The organism is Methylobacterium sp. E-065, assembly GCF_022829605.1.
Classification (GTDB): domain Bacteria; phylum Pseudomonadota; class Alphaproteobacteria; order Rhizobiales; family Beijerinckiaceae; genus Methylobacterium.
The window spans coordinates 1-18,145 of the sequence record NZ_JAKSYD010000283.1 but is presented as its reverse complement, the minus strand read 5'-3'; the positions used below and the strand labels follow the sequence as shown (position 1 = coordinate 18,145).

10 protein-coding genes and 2 pseudogenes are annotated in these 18,145 nt (G+C 65.7%); 2 read left to right on the top strand and 10 right to left on the bottom strand.

The genetic code is table 11. The features are described from left to right. Positions 1-17: 17 nt before the first annotated feature. From MKK84_RS31790 to MKK84_RS31780, 3 genes and pseudogenes are all read right to left on the bottom strand, one after another. Positions 18-1,113: pseudogene (locus tag MKK84_RS31790) on the bottom strand (IS630 family transposase). Positions 1,114-1,165: 52 nt separating this feature from the next. Further along, a complete protein-coding gene (locus MKK84_RS31785) occupies positions 1,166-2,749 on the bottom strand; it encodes a DHA2 family efflux MFS transporter permease subunit (protein ID WP_243926462.1) in 1,584 nt (527 codons plus the stop codon). Beyond that, positions 2,746-3,975: an HlyD family secretion protein gene (locus MKK84_RS31780; RefSeq protein ID WP_243926460.1), complete on the bottom strand. Its 1,230-nt coding sequence runs from the start codon at positions 3,973-3,975 to the stop codon at positions 2,746-2,748. The genes MKK84_RS31785 and MKK84_RS31780 overlap by 4 nt, the downstream gene beginning before the upstream one ends. A gap of 171 nt (positions 3,976-4,146) precedes the next feature. Here MKK84_RS31780 and MKK84_RS31775 point away from each other — a divergent pair, with 171 nt between their 5' ends. Beyond that, positions 4,147-4,737, top strand: coding sequence for a TetR/AcrR family transcriptional regulator (locus MKK84_RS31775; protein ID WP_243926458.1), 591 nt, complete (start codon positions 4,147-4,149; stop codon positions 4,735-4,737). A gap of 453 nt (positions 4,738-5,190) precedes the next feature. On the opposite strand, the gene MKK84_RS31770 is transcribed toward MKK84_RS31775, so the two are convergent. The 3 genes from MKK84_RS31770 to MKK84_RS31760 form a co-directional block, all read right to left on the bottom strand. Then, positions 5,191-7,212, bottom strand: coding sequence for an autotransporter domain-containing protein (locus tag MKK84_RS31770; RefSeq protein ID WP_243926456.1), 2,022 nt, complete (start codon positions 7,210-7,212; stop codon positions 5,191-5,193). A gap of 110 nt (positions 7,213-7,322) precedes the next feature. Beyond that, positions 7,323-8,198, bottom strand: a complete 876-nt coding sequence (locus MKK84_RS35770) for a helix-turn-helix domain-containing protein (RefSeq protein WP_243926454.1) — start codon at positions 8,196-8,198, stop codon at positions 7,323-7,325. Positions 8,199-8,380: 182 nt separating this feature from the next. After that, entirely contained in the window at positions 8,381-9,250 is an 870-nt protein-coding gene (locus tag MKK84_RS31760; protein ID WP_313899387.1) for a patatin-like phospholipase family protein, read from the bottom strand. Between the two features lie 409 nt (positions 9,251-9,659). On the opposite strand from MKK84_RS31760, the gene MKK84_RS31755 reads away from it, so the two are divergent. Then, the gene (locus tag MKK84_RS31755) at positions 9,660-12,323 is read left to right on the top strand and encodes an MHYT domain-containing protein (protein WP_243926449.1); all 2,664 of its coding nucleotides are present in this window, start codon (positions 9,660-9,662) and stop codon (positions 12,321-12,323) included. 3 nt (positions 12,324-12,326) lie between these two features. On the opposite strand, the gene MKK84_RS31750 is transcribed toward MKK84_RS31755, so the two are convergent. From MKK84_RS31750 to MKK84_RS31735, 4 genes and pseudogenes are all read right to left on the bottom strand, one after another. Beyond that, entirely contained in the window at positions 12,327-13,571 is a 1,245-nt protein-coding gene (locus MKK84_RS31750) for an alpha/beta hydrolase (RefSeq protein ID WP_243926447.1), read from the bottom strand. Between the two features lie 207 nt (positions 13,572-13,778). Then, a complete protein-coding gene (locus MKK84_RS31745; protein ID WP_243926445.1) occupies positions 13,779-13,985 on the bottom strand; it encodes a hypothetical protein in 207 nt (68 codons plus the stop codon). Positions 13,986-14,051: 66 nt separating this feature from the next. Next, positions 14,052-16,024 (bottom strand): annotated as a pseudogene (locus MKK84_RS31740) (AI-2E family transporter). A gap of 352 nt (positions 16,025-16,376) precedes the next feature. Next, positions 16,377-17,825, bottom strand: coding sequence for an IS1182 family transposase (locus tag MKK84_RS31735; protein WP_243926443.1), 1,449 nt, complete (start codon positions 17,823-17,825; stop codon positions 16,377-16,379). Positions 17,826-18,145: the final 320 nt, after the last annotated feature.

The window sequence follows — 18,145 nt, the reverse complement described above, 5'->3', positions numbered from 1 at the left end:
ATACCAACTCCCATTGATCAGAACTCATGGGCCCATGCGCGCAGGCCGATGGACATGATGCGCCAGGGCTGGTCGATGAGCTTGTTCCAGGCGTCGCAGCAGTGGTCGAGGATGGCTTGGTATGAAGCAAAGATCCGATTGCCGAGCCAGTTCTCGCGGATGAACTGCCAGAGGTTCTCGACCGGGTTCAGTTCGGGCGAGCGGGCTGGCAGCGGCAGCAGGGTGATGTTGGCAGGGATCACGAGCTTCTTGGTCATGTGCCAGCCCGCCTGATCGAGCAGCAACACGGCGTGCGCGCCGGGGGCAACGACCCCGGCAATCTCGGCTAGGTGCAGGTTCATCGCCTCGGTGGTGCAGCGAGGCATGACGAGCCCGGCCCCCGTGCCACGAGCCGGGCAGATTGCGCCGAAGAGGTAGGCGGAGGCGGTGCGCTGGTCCTTCGGGGCTGAAGGCCGTGTACCCCGGCGTGCCCAGCGGCGCGTGATGGTGTTCTTCTGCCCGACCCGGGCCTCGTCGCAGAACCAAACCTCTATCGGCTTGCCACCCGTAGCCCGCGCGATCTCTGCCAAGCGAGCGGGGAAGGCTTTTTAAAAGCAGGGATGGCGTCCTGATCTTGAGCGTGATGTTGGGGACGGGCTGAGAGCTTCCGGTAGCCCATGCTCCGCAGAACCCGGCTCAGCGTCTGCTCGGAGACCGAGACCCCGTGGTCCTCGAACAGGATCTGAGCCAGATCGATCAACCGCCAACGCACGACCCCGTGCGCAGCTGGCACCGGACCTTGCTCGACCAGGGCCTTCAGCACGGCACGCAGATCCGCGTTCAACCGCGGGCGGGCACCGGGAGCCTTGCCGCCGATGAGCCCATCTGGCCCATCGGCGTTCAAGGCGAGCACCCAGTCCCGCACCGTCTGAAGCCCGACCCCGCCGAGAGCGGCCGCCTCAGAGCGCGAGCCGCCTGCATAGATCGCTGACAGAGCCAGCAGGCGGCGGGTCTGATCCGGATCGCGCGAACTCTTCGCCAGGACACGCAGGGCCTCGGCATCATAGTCCGGCCGTAATGGCACGGGAGCGGCCATCCCATCCTCCCAGGCTTCAAACCCGAGGACAGAATCACAGCCCCCTCCGCACCGCTACCAAGCGTGAGTCCGCCTCAAAGAGACTTAGTATTAGTGAGCCTCGACGGGACCCGAGGACCGCTGTGGTTTCTTGAGGATGGCGACCACGGCAAGGCTCAGAACGAGGCTGACGCCGACGAGGTAGAAGCCGTCGGCATAGGCCATGACGTAGGCCTCGCGCCGGACCTGGGCGGCCAGCATGCCGATGGCGGAGCCCTTCGCTGCTGCCTGATCGGCGATGTGCCCGTGCAGGCCGGCGGCCAGGGCCGTGATCCGCTCCTGAGTCCGCGAGGCGTTTACTGTGATCGCCTCGGCCAGCACCGAGAAGTGCATGTGCTCGCGCCGGTCGATCATCGTCGACAGCATGGCGATGCCGATCGAGCCTCCGAGATTGCGCATCATGTTCGATAGCGCCGAGGCATCCGCCGTGTCGCGAGGTGCCAGGCCCGCCGTCGAGAGCTGCGAAAGCGGGATGGTGAAGAGCGGCTGGCCGATGGCTCGCATCAGCTGCGGCAGGATGAGCTGGTCGGCGCCGACATCGTGCGTCAGCCCAACGTTGATCCAGCAGCTCGCGATGAAGAAAAGCGTGCCGGTCACCACCAGCAGCCGCGCGTCCACGACCCGCATGAGGAGGGGCATCATCGGGAACAGGACAAGCTGCGGCAGACCCGACCACATCACCACGTAGCCGATCTGCTGGGCGTTGTAGCCCTGGATCTGCGCGCAGTAGACTGGGATGATGTAGATCGATCCGAATGAGACGGCGCCCAGCACCGTCATCAGCACACAGGAGCCGCCGACCGAGCGGTTGGCCAGCACTCGCAGGTTGATGAAGGGCTTCTCGGCCATCAACTCCCGCACGATGAAGCCGCTGATGCCGGCCGCCGCGACGAGGCTGACCTGCACGATGATGGGGGACCCGAACCAGTCCTTCCGCTGCCCCTCTTCCAGCACGTAGGTCAGGGCCGGCAGGCCAGTGGCCATCAAGCTTATGCCAATCCAGTCGCCCTTGAGGAGTTCGGCCCAGCGCGCCGGCACGTTGTCGAAGGCGCCGAGCTGGATCGCGGCGGCGAGCGGACCGAAGATTAGGTTCAGATAGAAGATGTAGTGCCAGGAAAGGTTGTCGGTGAGCCAGCCGCCGACCGTTGGGCCGATGGCCGGCGCGAAGGTCGCGGTCAGCCCGAACAGCGCGATGCCGATGGGCTGCTGGCTCTTCGGCAGGCGCGTGCGCACGATGACGATGGCGGTCGGGATCAGCACGCCGCCGGTGAAGCCCTGGCCGGCCCGGAACAGGATCATCTGCGGGAGCGAGGTCGAGAGCGCGCAGGCCAGGGAGAAGCCGGTGAACAGCAACGTGTTCACGGAGAGATAGCGGCGCAGACCGATCACTGAGGAGAGCCAGCCGGTGAGCGGGATCACGATGATTTCGGCCATGAGGTAGGCGGTCGAGATCCAGCTGCCCTCCTCGGTCGAGGCGCCGAGCGCGCCCTGGATGTCGGCGAGCGAGGCGTTGGTGATCTGGATGTCGAGGATGGCGGTGAACGCGCCCAGGATTGCGCCGAACACCGCGAGCCAGTCGCGGGCGCTCGCCGTCGCCTCGGGCATGACGGACACCGCCGCAGCAGGAGCGCTCATCGCGGCAGCGCCTCGCTGACAAGGGCGTGAGCGGGCCGGTTGCTGCGCGGCGTCACAGGCTCGATAGCGTCACGGGTGTGGACCGTCGCCTCGACCGACAGTCCGGCGCGCAGGCGAGCGAGCATCGGGTCGGACGCATCGAGGGCGACCCGAACGGGAACGCGCTGCACCACCTTGGTGAAGTTGCCGGTCGCGTTCTCCGGGGGAAGGAGGGCGAACTGCGCGCCCGTGCCGGGGGAGAAGCTCTCGACCCGCCCCTCGAACTCGTGGTCGCCCAGCGCGTCGACGGTGAAGGTGACGTGCTGGCCCTCGACCATCTGCCCGGTCTGCGTCTCCTTAAAGTTCGCCACGAGGTAGATGTCGCGGCCCATGGGCACCACGGTAAGCAAACCCGTACCGGCCGAGACGAACTGCCCGACGCGCAGCGAGCGGTCGCCGACGACGCCTTCGATGGGCGCGGTGACGGTCGTATAGGTCAGGTTGAGATGGGCTTGCTCGACCTTCGCTTGGGCGCCTTCCAGGCTGGCCTTTGCGCTGCCCTCCAGTGCCTTCAGGCTCTCGACCTGCTTCCTGGCGGCGTCGAGGGAGGCGACGGCTTTGTTGTGCGCGGCCCGCTTCTGCCGAAGGTCCGCGTCCGCCTGTTGCTGGCGCTGCGCCGTGCCGGAGCCGGTCTGCAGCAGGTTCTGGTAGCGCGTGTACTCCTTACCGGCGAAATCGAGGGCTGCATCTGTGTTCTCGACCTCGGCCTTCGCGGATTCGACCTGCGCCTGCTGCTGCATGATGGCGGCTGCGGTTCCGAGCACCTGGGCCCGGCTCTTCTCGACGTCGGCCTCGGCCTGCTTGAGCGCGATCCGGTACTCCCGGTCGTCGAGGCGGGCGATGACATCGCCGGGCTTGACCCGTTCGTTGTCACCGACCAGCACCTCGGCGACGTGGCCGGCGATGCGCGGCGCAATGGTCACCTTGTCGGCCTGCAGGTAGGCGTCCTCGGTCGTCTCCAGAAACCGGCCGACCGTCCACCAGTGCCATCCGTAGCTTCCACCTCCGCCAAGGGTGGCGAGGAGGGCCAGGGGAAGGATCAGACGAGCCTTGCGGCGCTTCCGAACTGGTGCGGCCAATGCGGGCACGGGCGGCGGCATGGTCACTTGAGTCGCGGCGACGGCCGGCGCGTTGCCGGGAGCGGACGTTCCGCCCGCCTGGGGAAGGTCGCTGGGTCGGACGTTCATGACGGTAGCCAACATCAATACGATACGGTAAAGGATAGATACATGGCTCGGTCAGCCGAGGCAAGGAGTAACGCCATGGGCGCGGCAGGAATTGCGGATCGGGAAGCGACGTCAAAGCGCGGTGCCGGTGGTCGTCCGACACGGGAGGAGGCTGCGCGTCGGGAAGCCCACATGGTCGCGACGGCGGCACGGCTGTTCATGGAGCACGGCTTCGACGGCACCTCCATCGACGCGGTTGCGCAGGCGGCCGGGGTGAGCAAACCGACCCTGTACGCACGCTACCGTGACAAGCGCGCCCTGTTCATGGCGGTGCTAGAGGAACGCATCCGAGAGTGGATCGCGCCCCTCTCCACCGCGGCCGAGGTTCAGGCGCTGCAGGCGGAGCCAGGGAACGCCGAGGCGGTGCTGGACGCCTTGAGCAGGACCTTGCTCGTCCATATCCAGACGCCGGGATCGGCCGCGCTGACGCGCTGCATCGTCGCTCAGGCCATCCAGTTCCCCGACTTGGCGCGGCTCGCCTATGAGGAGGGATGGCTACGTGCCGTATCTGCGGTCGCACGCCTCTTGGAGGTATTAGCGGCGCAAGGGCAGGTCGAGGTCGACGATGCAGAGATTGCCGCCGACCTGTTCCTGAACCTCGTCATCGGTCGCAGTTCCCGGCTCGCGCTCTACGGCATCGACGTCGACCCGGAAGCGCAGGAGAAGCGTCGCCGCGCCGCCGTCGTACTTTTTATTGCCGGTACTGGCCCGCGTCGCGGGTGAGGACCTGGTTAGTATGAGGCCACCGAATCTACGGTGGGAGGAACGTCTGTTTACGCGCCCGCAGTAAACCAGTGTGTACGGCGTGGTTGGGTCGCCATCGGAAGGGCGGTTCTGGGTGGAGGCTGCGTGAAAACATGGCAGTCATCCATTGCGGTAGAATGATATCCTCCCATCCGCGCTGTGCAGGAGCTCAATAGGTGGTCTGCCGGCATCAAGCCACCCGTTTGGCGGGCCGATATAGCTGCTGCGTAGAAGTTTGTTCTATGTATTGGCGACGCAACCGCCTTTCCACACAGCCTCCACTCTCAGCGGTCATTCGGCTTGCGACCCAACATGGCCGCCCGAAGCTTTGTGGGTCCTCCCCAAAAGCAGCCACTCGTCAGCAGTCCGGCAACCTCGGCTAAAGGTGGGAACTGGACCTCGTTTCTGCGCCGTGAAGCGGACGTTTTGCACTTAAAAGCGGTACCGGAAGCCACCATTAACGCCGAATTCGTCGCCGTTTGCACGCGCGAACGTCGCCGAGCCATTGACCATGGCACTCAAGCCGCCGCCGATATCGAAGCTGATGCCAGCGGCCACCCTGCCGTAGGTGCCACCGTCATACCCGCGGATGGAGGTCGAGATCGGGAGGGACAGCACATAGGTCTGGGCCGTCGTGATCGTGCGCAGTTGACCGAGGAAATCGTGTTCGGCGGTCACGTTGACGAACGGGTTGATGATCCGGCCGCCCAGCGCGAAAGGTAGACGGACCTGGATGCCGGCGCCCCCGCTCAGCCCATCCGTATCCTGGCGGCGAACCGCCTGGTTCAGCAATGGATCCCCTTGCTCTTGGTAGGCGTCGATCCACGTGTGGGCATAGGTCAGCGTTCCGACCGGACCGATCCGGAAGGAGCCAAAATCGAACAGGTATGCGGCCTTTGCAGCGACGAGCAGCGTGTTGCCGACGGGTTTGGACTCCAGCCTTCCGACGATGCCCGAACGGGACACGACGAAGTCGTTGAAGCCGTAACCGACCACGAGGTCTGCGAACCAGTCCGGCCGGTTCAACGAGGCGAAGCCCGCGAACTGATAGGTATCCACGTCGATCCGGGTTGCGCCGATCTGACCAAGGCTGGTCAGGTTGACGCTGGCACTGCTGAAGTTGAACGCCCCGCCCAGCAGGAGGTCCGGACGTGCGCGGTACTCGGCACCGACGGTGACGCTCGGCGCATCATAATCGAACCCGGGAGCGCCCACACGGCTGTCGCGGCCACCGTTGGCGTACCCACCTTCGGCGAACAACGAGACGGGATTGCCGAGCAGCACGGCCATCGGAACCGGTGGCGGGGCACGGCCCGGAAGATCGGCCGTATAGCCGGTTGGCACGATTGAGGGCGTGTTCTGAGCCCGGTAGGCATCGAGGCGCAGGAGCAGGCTGTTGCCGAAGGCGCGCGCGGTGACGTCGGCGATCTCGGCCTGCGGAGCGATGGTGTACGGCGCGATCAACTGGTTGGCGATGGCCTGCGTCAGGACCTCGTGGAAGCGGTTGGTGTAGTGGATGCCGTCCCAGCTCAGGAACTGGTTCTGGACGGCGAAGTTTGCATTCGACGGGCAGGAAGCCGGTGTCAGCCCGAGCAAGCTGGCGCAATTGACGTTGGGCTGAACGCCAAAAGCCGAGAAGCCGTAGGCCGATGGGTTTGCGCGGATCTGGTTGACCAACAGGTTCGTGTCGAAGAGGTGGATGTTAGCGCCCGTCTGCGCGTGAAGGTCCGCGAGGCTACTTGCCAAGCCGGCATTGACGAGTTGGCTGCCGAGGCGGAGTGCGTTCGGATCGCTCGTGGCCGCCCCCAGGTTACGAGTGAAATAGTTGAAGGTGCTGGAGTCCGGTAGATTGAGGACGACGACGTTCCGGGCACCCAAGCCGATGAGTTGGCGGACGCTTTGGGTCTGGTTGGTCACATCGAGGGCCGAAACGCCATTGACGGTCGCCGCGTTGATGTTGCCGGCACTGAAGTCGTTGATCCCCGTGAACTGGATGGCGATGTCGTTCGGCGCGAAGCGTCCATACGCGCTGCTGAACTGAGCGATCTGCGGGGCGGTGGTGGCCGAAGTGTTGCCAGCCTGCGCGAAGTTTGTCGGCGTCGGCGAGGCAAGTGGGGCTGTGGAACCGGATCGGTTGATGGCCCCAATCAGTGGCGACACCATCTCGACGAAGATGGCGTTGCCGTTCGACCAGCGGGTGCCGTAGCCTGGAAGGACCGGCGTGCTGCTGCGTGTGTCGCTGGAGCTCGAACCGAAGTCATAGACCGTACCGAAACCGGTGATTGCTCGAACCTGCGGGAGGGGCTGACCGCCATTCGGAACGGACGCCGGGAAGGTCGGTGCCGTCGCCGTGTTCAGACTGGGAAGCAACGGGTCCAGCATCTGGGCGAAAACAGGCGTAGCGGCGGTCAATGCACTACAGGTCAGCAGCGCCGAGGCCAGCTTGCTCTTCATGATGTTTCCTCCCCAATTTTTATTGAATTGAGGGGAGAATACAAAACGGCAGTATACTGTCTATCCAGATTTCGGACGCCGAATCCGGTATTCGGACGAGCCCCGGGAAGTCAGCTTAAGCTGTTGCGAAATTGTGACGGCGTGATCCCGAAGGCGGCTTGGAAGGCTGCGGAAAGATTACCATGCCTCACGAACCCGGTCTTCATCGCAACCTCCTGCAGGGTTTCATCCCCCTGCAAGATAAGCGCCTTCGCTTTTTCGAGTCTTCGAGCGGTTATGTACTGATACGGACTGGAGCCAGTTGCGGACTTGAAAGATCGGCAGAAATGGCGGGTGCTCAAGCCCACGAAGATTGCCAGCTCGTCGACGCTTAACTTCGCTGAAATGTTCGCTTCTATGAAGTCCTTGGCTTTTCGTATTTGTGGTTCGTTGTGCGCAATATAGTGATCTGGTGACGAGACAGACTCATGCGTCTCATCGAGCCTATGGATGATTGCTGCGATGATGCCGTTGCCCACCGCGGGATTTTTAGGACCGTTGAACACGCTATCCATGAGCAACGCCCTCAGTAGGGCTTCCAGGGTCGGGTCGCTGTGAGTGTGTTTTGCGTGGAAGTAAACTTTGCCGGCGGCGAGCGGCCGCCCGAGTACCGCCTCGCACTGTCTCGGATCGAGGAATAGATTGACCGTCTCGATGAAGCCTTCCCACCCGCCCCGTATGACTTCGTAGGGAGGCAAAATCCGAATGCTTCCGATCTCGGGGTGCCGGTCTCCGCGTTCGTCGATATAAAAGGACTCGTCGTCCGCGCTGAGTCGATGGCTCAGCATGATCGTGTTCCAGCACCCCTCTACGCTGTCCCTCTGGGAGGTTTTCATGTGCGTCAGCAGTGCGCCGGTCCAACTGGAGCGTTCGCTGGTATGGAGATAGACCAAAGGGTCCGATGTGTTCAGGCTGACCCTACCGAGCAAGCGCCCGAGCTCCGACACGTCATCCCTCCATGGTCCTATGCGCAACCTATGCGCGGGACGTAACCTCGGGCTCCCTGGGAAACCGCGGCTGGTCGACCCGCAGCGTGGTCTATCCGGGCGTCAAAGCAAGCTCTACTACGCTTCCCGGGTCGAAGCGCACGTTCCGGTATGTGACGTCCGGTGCGGTGCCTGGGCGTACGCTAGGCCGCCAAGAACGCAGCCATTTCGGCGGCCAGGGAACGTCCCTGAGTGCGTCCCGCCTCGGCGGTGGGCGTGCGCGTGTCCGGCGATAGCGGGTTATGTCCCATCGCCGCCTTGGCCGCCTTGCTGGGCTCGACGACGAGGACCCTCGCCCCGCCAGCCCGCAGTGCCTCGGCCTGATCCGCGAGCGGTTCGCTGCCCGGCATCATCCCCCCGCTTCCACCGAGCGGCGACAGCACGATGACGCTGTCGCATCCGGCGGCGAGGTCGGCGTTGTCCGACGAGCGGATGCCGCCATCCATATAGCGGTTCCCGCCGATGCTCACCGGCGGCCATATGCCAGGAAGGGCGCAGCTTGCCGCTACCGCATCGACTAACCCTGCCCCGGACGACCTGTCGAACACACGGGGCTCGCCGCTGTTGATGTCGACCGCCACGACCTTGAGCGAACGAGCAGGCCAATCATGCGCCGGCAGCCGAGAGGCAATCACCTCGCGCCGTACCGCCTCCCCGACGGTGGTGGTTTTGGCGGCCAAATCGCCGATGCGCCGGTTCCGCTCGACCGGGTCGTTAAGCGAGAAGAGGATCGGAAGCGCGTTGACGAGGATCTCGAACAGGTGCGGCTTTAGTCCAAGTTCCGCCACTTGCCGAGCGGGATCGACCTGTCTCACGAAAAGATCGTCCAGGCCGACGTCGCCTGCAAGCTGCGCCGCGACGGCCGAGCCCGCGGAGGTTCCGATCAGCACGTCGACGGCCTGCCGCAGGTCCACGTTCTCGTCTTCAAGGCCAAGCAGGACCCCGGTCATCCACGCAATGCCGGCGACACCGCCGCCGCCTAAAACCAACGCTCGTTCGCCTATCCGCCTCACCACGCCAGTCGCCCCTACTCGTCTCAAGCCGATGGATAAGTGTCCGTTTTACCAATCTCTCACCTGGAAGCAGACTGGCAACAATCCACCCCGAGCAGCCATTCCGATCCCGACCCAACCACGCCGTAAAAGTCTTGCGTGCGCGACGCTTCAAAGCAGACGTCGAGCGAACGAAGACCGACTCCTCAATCCGACGCCGTGGACGTCCTGTCTATGATCCCGACGATGCGTGCGCTGATACGCTCGGCCGATATCCGGGGCCGTAGAGCAATGCATCGCACGGCTTCGTGAACGGCCCTGGTGCCGTTGACCGGTTAGCCATGTCGAACGTTGTCCTGGATCTTCCCGCAGGATCCGGTCCGCCCGGACGGGATGGGCACGAACGCTTTACCTCCCTCACGGACTTTCCATGGTTGCCACCGGGTACGATCCCGCCCTCGTCGCGCTCTCCATCGCAATCGCGGTGTTCGCCTCCTATACGGCCCTCGACCTCGGCGGTCGCGTCCGCGGGGCCACCTCCGGCATGCGCTGGGCTTGGGTCGCCATCGCCTCGTTCGCCATGGGCGGCGGCATCTGGTCGATGCACTTCGTTGGGATGCTCGCCTTCGAGATGGGCATGCCCGCCGCCTACGACCTTGGCATCACCGTCCTGTCCCTGCTCATCGCCATCGGGGCCACGGGTGCCGCCTTCGCCTGGGTGAGCCGCAGCAATGCCAAGCCGCGCGATATCGCGGTCAGCGGCCCCCTGATGGGTATCGGCGTTGCCGGTATGCACTACACCGGCATGGCTGCGATGCACGTCCCGGGCAACTTGGCTTATAGCCTTCCCGTCGTCGCCGCGTCCGTTGCCATCGCCGTCGTCGCAGCGACCGCTGCGCTGTGGCTGACCTTCCGTCAGAACAGCGGCTGGCAGAAACTCGCTGCCGCCGCGATCATGGGGTTGGCGGTTGCGGGCATGCACTACACCGGCATGGCCGCGGCGACCTTCACGGCCGAGGAGGCGGGAGCGCACGCCGCCCATGCCACGGGCGTCGGCCTGAGCCAGCAATACCTCGCCCTCTGCGTCGCCGGGGCGACCTTCACGATCCTGTTCATGGGAATGCTCGCAGCCTCGTTCGACCAGCAGCGAGTCCAGAGGCACCTGTATGCCAGCGAGGGACGCTTCCGGGCTGCCGCGGAAGCGGTCGGCGACATCATCTGGACCGCCGATCCACGCGGCGCGATGGTCGGCCCCCAGTTGGACTGGCAAGCCTTCACCGGCCAGGCCGAGGCCGAATGCCAAGGCACCGGCTGGGCAGGCGCCGTACATCCCGACGACGTCGAGGCGACGAAGCTGGCGTGGCGCGACGCCGTCGCCGCGGACCGCGGGTACGAGGTCCGGCATCGCGTCAGGAACCGGGCTGGCGAGTATCGACTGTTCGCGGTTAAGGGTCGCCCAGTCCGCAATCCCAACGGGACGATCCGCGAGTGGGTGGGCGTGCACGAGGACATCACGGAACGACACGATTACGAGGTGGCGCTCAAAGAGGCTCGGGACGCTGCGGAGGAGCATAGCCGCGCCAAGAGCCGCTTCCTCGCCAACATGAGCCACGAGCTCCGGACGCCGCTTTCCGCCGTCATCGGCTATTCCGAGATGTTGGAGGAGGAGGCCGAGGAGCTCGGCCAGGAGAGCCTGCTCAGCGACCTCGGCAAGATCAAGTCGAACGCCCAGCACCTGCTCGGGCTGATCAACGACGTGCTCGACCTCTCTAAGGTCGAAGCCGAGAAGATGGACCTCTACCCCGAGGACATCGACGTCGCGGCCTTCGTCACCGACGCCGCCGGCACCGTGGAGGCCCTGGTCGGGAAGAAGGGCAACGTCCTCGTGCTCGATGTCGCCGACGACGTCGGCAAGGCGCGTACGGATGCGGTCAAGCTGCGCCAGTGCCTATTCAACCTGCTCTCGAACGCAGCCAAGTTCACCGAGGCGGGCACCATCACCTTGCGGGCCGGTCGCGAGACGGACTTCGGCGTCGAGTGGCTTCGGTTCACGATCGAGGACACTGGCATCGGCATGAGCCCGGAGCAGGTCGGACGCCTGTTCGAGCGCTTCTCCCAGGCCGACGAGACCACCACGCGCAAGTTCGGCGGGACCGGCCTCGGGCTTGCGCTGAGCCGTGCCTTCGCCAACCTGCTTGGCGGCGACATCACGGTCGCGAGCGTCGAGGGTCAGGGCACGAGCTTCACCCTTCGCGTTCCGGCGATCGTCCCTGAAGAACCCGTCGAGGAGGCACCGGCGGCGATGCCCGTTACGGGTGAGGTCTCGGGCGACCTCGTGCTCGTCATCGACGACGAGGCCTCCCAGCGGGAGTTAATGACCCGCTTCCTCGAACGCCAGCGCTTCGCCGTGCGAACGGCCGGTGACGGGCGGACCGGTCTCGACCTCGCGCGGTCGTTGAAGCCCCGGGCCATCCTGCTCGATGTGATGATGCCGGAGATGGATGGGTGGTCCGTGCTCGCCGCCCTCAAGGCCGATCCGGACCTTGCCGGCATCCCCGTGGTCATGGTGAGTTTCGTTGCCGACGCGGCCCTGAGCGCCTCGCTCGGGGCTGTCGAGGCCGTGCCGAAGCCGGTCGACTGGACAAGGCTGAAGACGATTCTGGACCAATTCCGGGCGGCCGACGGCGATGTCCTCGTCGTTGACGATGACCCCGACATGCGGCATCGCCTCCGGAGCACACTGGAGCGGAACGGCTGGACCGTCCGCGAGGCCGGCGACGGCTGCGAGGCCCTCGACCAGGTCCGCCACGGTCTGCCCCGCCTCATCCTGCTTGATCTGACGATGCCGGTGATGGACGGGTTCTCCTTCCTTGACCGGCTTCGGACATTGCCGGGTTGCGCCGATATCCCGGTGGTGGTGCTCAGCGCCAGGGACATCACGGCCGAGGAGCGCGGAAGGCTGTCCGAGGCCGACGGCGTATTCCGGAAGGGCGATGCGAGCCTGCAGGACATCGCCACCGAGCTGCGCAAACTCGACAACCGTCAGGCCGATGCAGAGGGAACGGGGGCGGCTCGCGAGCCACAGGGTGTCTAAGCGTCAGCGGCTCGCGCCGGTGACCGCACGCACCGGTGTGCCCGCGAGGTCGACAGTCGATCCGAGGGTATCCCTAAAGCCCGAGCCGACGTTCGAGAGGTGCTCGCCGTAGCTTTCGCGGGTTTGCGGGTCGACGAGGGCCACGGGCGCTGCCACCGCAAGCGCGGCGCCCGTGGCCACCGTGGAGGCTGCGCCTGCCGCCGTACTCACTAGCTTGTCCCCGATCCCGACCTTGCCGTCAGAGATCGGCTGGCCGTCGGCGAGCCGCTTGCCCAACAGGGCGACGACGTCGCCGGAGGCGAACTTGCCGTGATTGAGGGCGTCGTCGGACTTCACCGAAGACAGGTTGAGCACGCCGATGTTCTCGCGCTCCAGCTCCGACTTGTAGGGTTCGGCATTCGGGTCGATGGCTCCGAGCCGGACGCTATCACCCCAGACGAGGCGCGAAACGGCGAGCGCCTGGTCGTCGCCCGAGACCATCAGGGTGAGCCGTGGCCGGTCCTTGCCCATGTCGTGGAAGGCGCCCCGCGCGAGGTCCATGTCGACGTCAGGCGCGGCCAGGATCACGTTCCTTATCTTGGGCGCCACGCGCTTGTCGCGGATCGCCATCTGCCGGAGGCTTTCCAGGGTCAGCCAATTGCCCATGGAGTGGGCCAGCACCGTGACCTCGCCGACGTTCGGGTCCCTGGCGAGGTCGCGCAGCAGCGTCTCCAGTCCGTTGCGCGAGAAGTTGGTGCTTTCCCGGTCATAGCCGTACGCGAGAACCGAGCCGCGGGATGGCCAGGTGAACAGCACCGGCGCGACCTCGGCGCCGGAATCGTGCACGATCTGCGCGAAGCGGAAGACGGCGTCCTCAAACTTGCTGTTGAACCCATGCACGAACACCAGGACGTGGCGCTTGCCGCGCCCCCGGACCGCCTTGCCAGTCCAGGCCGCGACCTTCGAGCGGTCGACGGGGTCGGCGCGCAGCGCCACGAAGTCGGTGGCGGGGTTGCCGGGCAGGCGTTCCGGCCACTGCACGGTCCCCGGCTGGCGGGTGGCGTCTGGCGGGATCGACACCGCGAGGTCGGTATAGGTGACGACCTCACCGCGCTCGCCGGAGAACAACACCCCACGGTCAGTGGTAGACTTACGGGTGGTAGCGACCAGCATATCGACGCGCGACGTGCCCGCGACGGGGGCAGCGTCTGCGATGGGCAGCAGCACGCCGGTCGGTCGGCCGCCACAGGCCCCAAGGCCCGAGAGCACGGCAAATCCCGCGGTGATGGCTAACGACCGGGTGATACATGTAAATCGTCGAAACACCCGCAGCCCCGCGCCATAGCCTGGACGGGTGACCGATTCACGCTCCGTCGAGGCCGGGGATGCCTATGGGGCGATTGCGGCGGGCAACGGACGGGATGCCCCATAATCGCCGCCCGTGACCATTCGACCTCGGGAGCAGACCGGCCAGCTTCAGTTGCAGCAGGGCGAGGCGAGGACGACGCGGATCTTCTCAGTCAACGTGGCTTGAGCGACGGGCGCCGGGGCGAGGTTCGATGCATCGGCCATCTGCACGGTCGCGGGCTTCCCGGCTTCGCGGGCGAGGTCGGGCGTCCCGGACGCGAAGGTCGGAGAGGCCGCCAGCACGGCGATCGCGAGGGCGGCGAGGACTGTCTTCACGGCGGCGATCCGAGGCTTGATCGTATGCTGGCCCGACAACGGTCAAGCTATCGCACGGTTCCGCCACTATGCCGCGTTCGCCGCCATGGACGTCCCACCGCCCATCGACGAACCATCGGTAGCCTTAAGGCATGCTTCGACCGCCCCGCGTAACGACGACACATAAATGTCGGCGCCAACCTGCCGGCCGAGCGCGGCGTCGGTGAGAACCCCCTCGCCCATGGGCCAAAGGCCGACCAGTATCGGGATACCTGGCGCGCGCCGCTTCAGTCGTTCCAACAGGTAGCGCAGGTGCGACGGGTTGCCGGTGATGTCGAGGTAGGAGATGCACACCATCGCCACGCCCGACAGGTCGAGGTCGCGGATGCCTTCGCGTGAGGCGGACTGGTAGGCCGTCACACGCGCCCCGAGCCCGTGTTTGCGCAGGAGTTGCGCCAGCATCGCCGAGGAGGCCTCGTCGAGGGGGCCTCGTCCGGCCAGGCACAACACCGGCGCCTCACCACGCCACGCCTCGGGCAGCGCCTCGCGGGACGGAGCCTGGCCGGGTACGGCTTCGTTCTTCGGATGCGCGCGCTCGGCGAGCGTCGGGGTGTCGTTCGGGTTGACCGTTGCGTCCGTGCCGGTCGGCTCGACGTCGGGGTGGTCCTCGAAGTCCTCGACCAGGGACCGCGCCGAGGCGCGGATGTTCTCAAGCTGCGCCGGTGTGACCACGTCGCGGGCGTAGTCGTTGGCGGCAAGCTGCAGACCCTTGAGCGCGACCTCGTCGTAGTACGACGACAATGAGCGCTCCTTCAGCATCTGCTCGCCGAGGTCGCGTGCCTCGTCCGGGTCGCCCGCCAGCATTCGTTGATGAAATTCTCGACAGGGGTCAGAGGTGGCCGGTCGCCCAGCAGGATGTCGAGGAACTCAAGGCTGTCGACGTGGCGGCCGAGCACGACCAAGCAGACCGTGAACGGGGTCGCCAGGATCAGGCCGATGGGCCCCCACAGGAAGCCCCAGAACAGGGTCGAGACGATCACGGCGAACGGCGAGAGCCCGGTGGAGTGCCCGTAGAGCAGCGGCTCGATCACCTGCCCGAACACTGGCTCGGCGATCAGGAACAGGGCCGCGGTGGCGATGACCATGTTCCAGCCAGGATCGACCGCCGCGGCGAGCGCCACCGGCAGGATGCCGGAGATGAAGGCGCCGATGTACGGCACAAAGCGCATCAGCGCGGAGAACACACCCCAGAGGAGCGGATTGGGCACGCCGATGAACCACAGCCCGACCCCGACGATGATGCCGAAGGCGGCGTTCATGCCGAGCTGGGCCAGGAAGTAGGTCCCGAGCCGTCCGGCCGCGTCGTCCATCGCCACCGTCGTGCGATGCAGGTCGCTTGAACCGAACAGGCGGATCATGCGGTTGCGCAGGTCCTCGCGTTGCAGGAGCAGAAACACGACGACGACGAGGACGATGCCGACCGTCGTCAACGGCTCGAAGATCGGGCCCAGCACCTTCTCAGCGAGAGCGAGCGGCGAGATCTCGGGTTCCTGCACCCGGACGAGCTGCGCCTTCGGGGTGTCGCCGCCGGGGCCAGTGGCTGCGGTGGTGCCCGCGGCGTCGGCCTTCTGGGTGGCATCGTGAACCTGATGGCTGAACTTGGCGATGATCCGGTTGGCGTCGCCAAGCCAGCCCTGCTGCAGGCCGGCGAATTTCTTCGAGACCGTGACCTGGTACTGCGGCAGGTTGCCGGCGAGCCCGGCCACCTGCGTGCCGATGAGAGCGCCGATGCCGCCGATCACGCCGAGCGCGAGCAGCACGGCGACGATGACTGAGGGGACGCGCCCGAGCTTGATCCGCCGCAGCAGGTTGACCACCGGAGCCAGCACGAAGCTGAGGAGCACCGCCAAGACGAGCGGGATGAACACCTCGCGTCCGAAGTAAAGCGCTGCGATCAGCACGACACCCACCGCGAGGGTCAGCAAGCCGCGCAAGCCCGGCACGAGCGGCGGTGGCACCTGGGCGGGCGGCTTAGGGGTGTCCGTCATGGCTGTGGGCATACGCTAAAACTCCTCGCAGCCGGGCGAGGAGCGGCGTGCCTCCTCATAACGTCGTCAATCCTGCGGCGTTCGCAGGTCCGTGCGATCATCGTTCAATCCGTGGGGGCATGCACCCTGGGCGGCGGCGCGCCAACCATCAAAGCGCGCCGTGTCGACCGCAGCCGCCATGGCCAACGTGCCGATGGGGTCGGAAATGCCGACGCCAAGCTTCGACGTTAAGACCTATGTCCGTTAAAGACCCCGCCGTGGCCGAAAGCGGCCAGACTGCTTCCCACCGAGGCAGTGTGAGAACGCAGATCCCTCAGGTTCAAGGCGAATGTCCTGAGAGTGTCGCAGAGCGAAGCGGTGGCCTTCAGGCCCGGATTGCCGCCATCAGCGGAGCGACCCCGAAGATCTGGATCATCCGCTTCATGTTGTAGGCCAGAACCTGCAGGCTCATCTCGGTTCTGACCTTCGCCAAGGTCCGGGTCAGGAAGTGGGTCGCTCCCATCCAGGCCTTTAGCGTGCCGAACGGGTGCTCGACGGTCTGGCGACGGATCTTCATCGCGTCGGGCATCCGGTCGAGCCGCGCCTGCATCGCGTCGAGGACGCCCTCGTGCACCCAGCGTTTGACACGCCGCGTCTCCGCCGGCGTGCAGCGGGGCTTGAGCGCGCAATCGTGACAGGCCGTCAGGTTGCGGCAGTGGTCCATCTCCTCGCCGTCGGCCTGGCGATCGGATCGGGCGAGCCCCTTGATTAGGTGCTGGCCGGCGGGACAGGTGTAGTGATCCTGTTCGGCGTCGTAGACGAAGTCCTGTCCCGTGAAGAGGCCGCGCTTGGCATGGCCCGAGGTCAGGGTCTTTGGCACGCAGGGCAGCACCCCGGTGCCTTCGCAGGCCAGCACCTGTTCCCCGTTGAGGTAGCCCCGGTCGGCCAGCACCGTGAGCGTGGCGCATCCTGTCGCCGCCTGCGCCAGAAGACCCATCGGCACGAGCTGCGCCCGGTCGCTCCCGACGTTGGTCACGGCGTGGGCCACGATCAGGTGGTGCTCGGCATCGACCGCAGCCTGGACGTTGTAGCCGACCATGCCGGTGCCCTTGCCGCTGGTCGCCATGGAGCGCGCGTCGGGATCGGTCAGTGAGACCTGGCGATCGGGCGCAGCCTCGACCTGCCGGCCTCTCGCCTGGAGAACCTGCATCTGCTCGCGCAGGTCCGCGATCTTCTCCCTGAGCCGCGTCGTGCGCGCCTCGGCGATGTCGCTCGGCGCGCGGTCGGCCCGGTCCAGCGCCGCGAGGTAACGGCCGATGCTCGTCTCGACCTGCGCCAGCCGAGCTTCGACCTTGGCGGCGGTGAAGTTCTTGTCGCGGTTGTTGACGGCCTTGAACTTGCTGCCGTCGATCGCGACGACGGCCTTGCTGAACAGGTCCAGCCGGCGGCACAGCACCACGAATTGCGCGCAGGCGGCCTGAATCGCCGGGCCATTGTCCTTACGGAAGTCGGCCAGCGTCTTGAAGTCGGGCATCAGCCGACCCGTCAGCCAGATCAACTCGATGTTGCGCTGGCTCTCGCGTTCGAGCCGCCGGCTCGACGGAACGCGGTTGAGGTAGCCGTAGAGATAGATCTTGAGCAACGTCGCCGGATGGTAGGCGGGACGGCCCGTGGCCTCCGGCACGGCGCCCGCAAAGCCGAGCATTGTCAGGTCGAGCTCATCGACGAACACCTCGACGAGGCGAACCGGATTGTCGGCGGTGATATAGTCGTCCAGGCAATCGGGAAGCAGCGTGATCTGCTGACGGTTCTCACCTGCGATGAAGCGCTTCATCCCGACCTCCAAGATCGGGATTTACCCTATCAGATCAGCACGTTTTCACACAGCCTGACCCTTCTCGGACCTTCGCCGTCGGGATAAGGTCTAGCAGGCTGCTGAAGAAGTCCTGATTTGTCGGCGTCGGAGATGATTTCCGTCGTTTGGACGGTTTCGGCTGACCGGCTATAGCCGGTGGTTCAGCCCCGTCCGCAGCGCCGGGGGCGGTGTCGCCCGGTCAGGCCGCCGACAAGGCGCTGAGTTTGAGCAGCCGTACGAGATTGTAGGCGGCGGCCGCGAAAGGAATAATTCGCTCGACCGTGGCCCTGCCCCGCCCC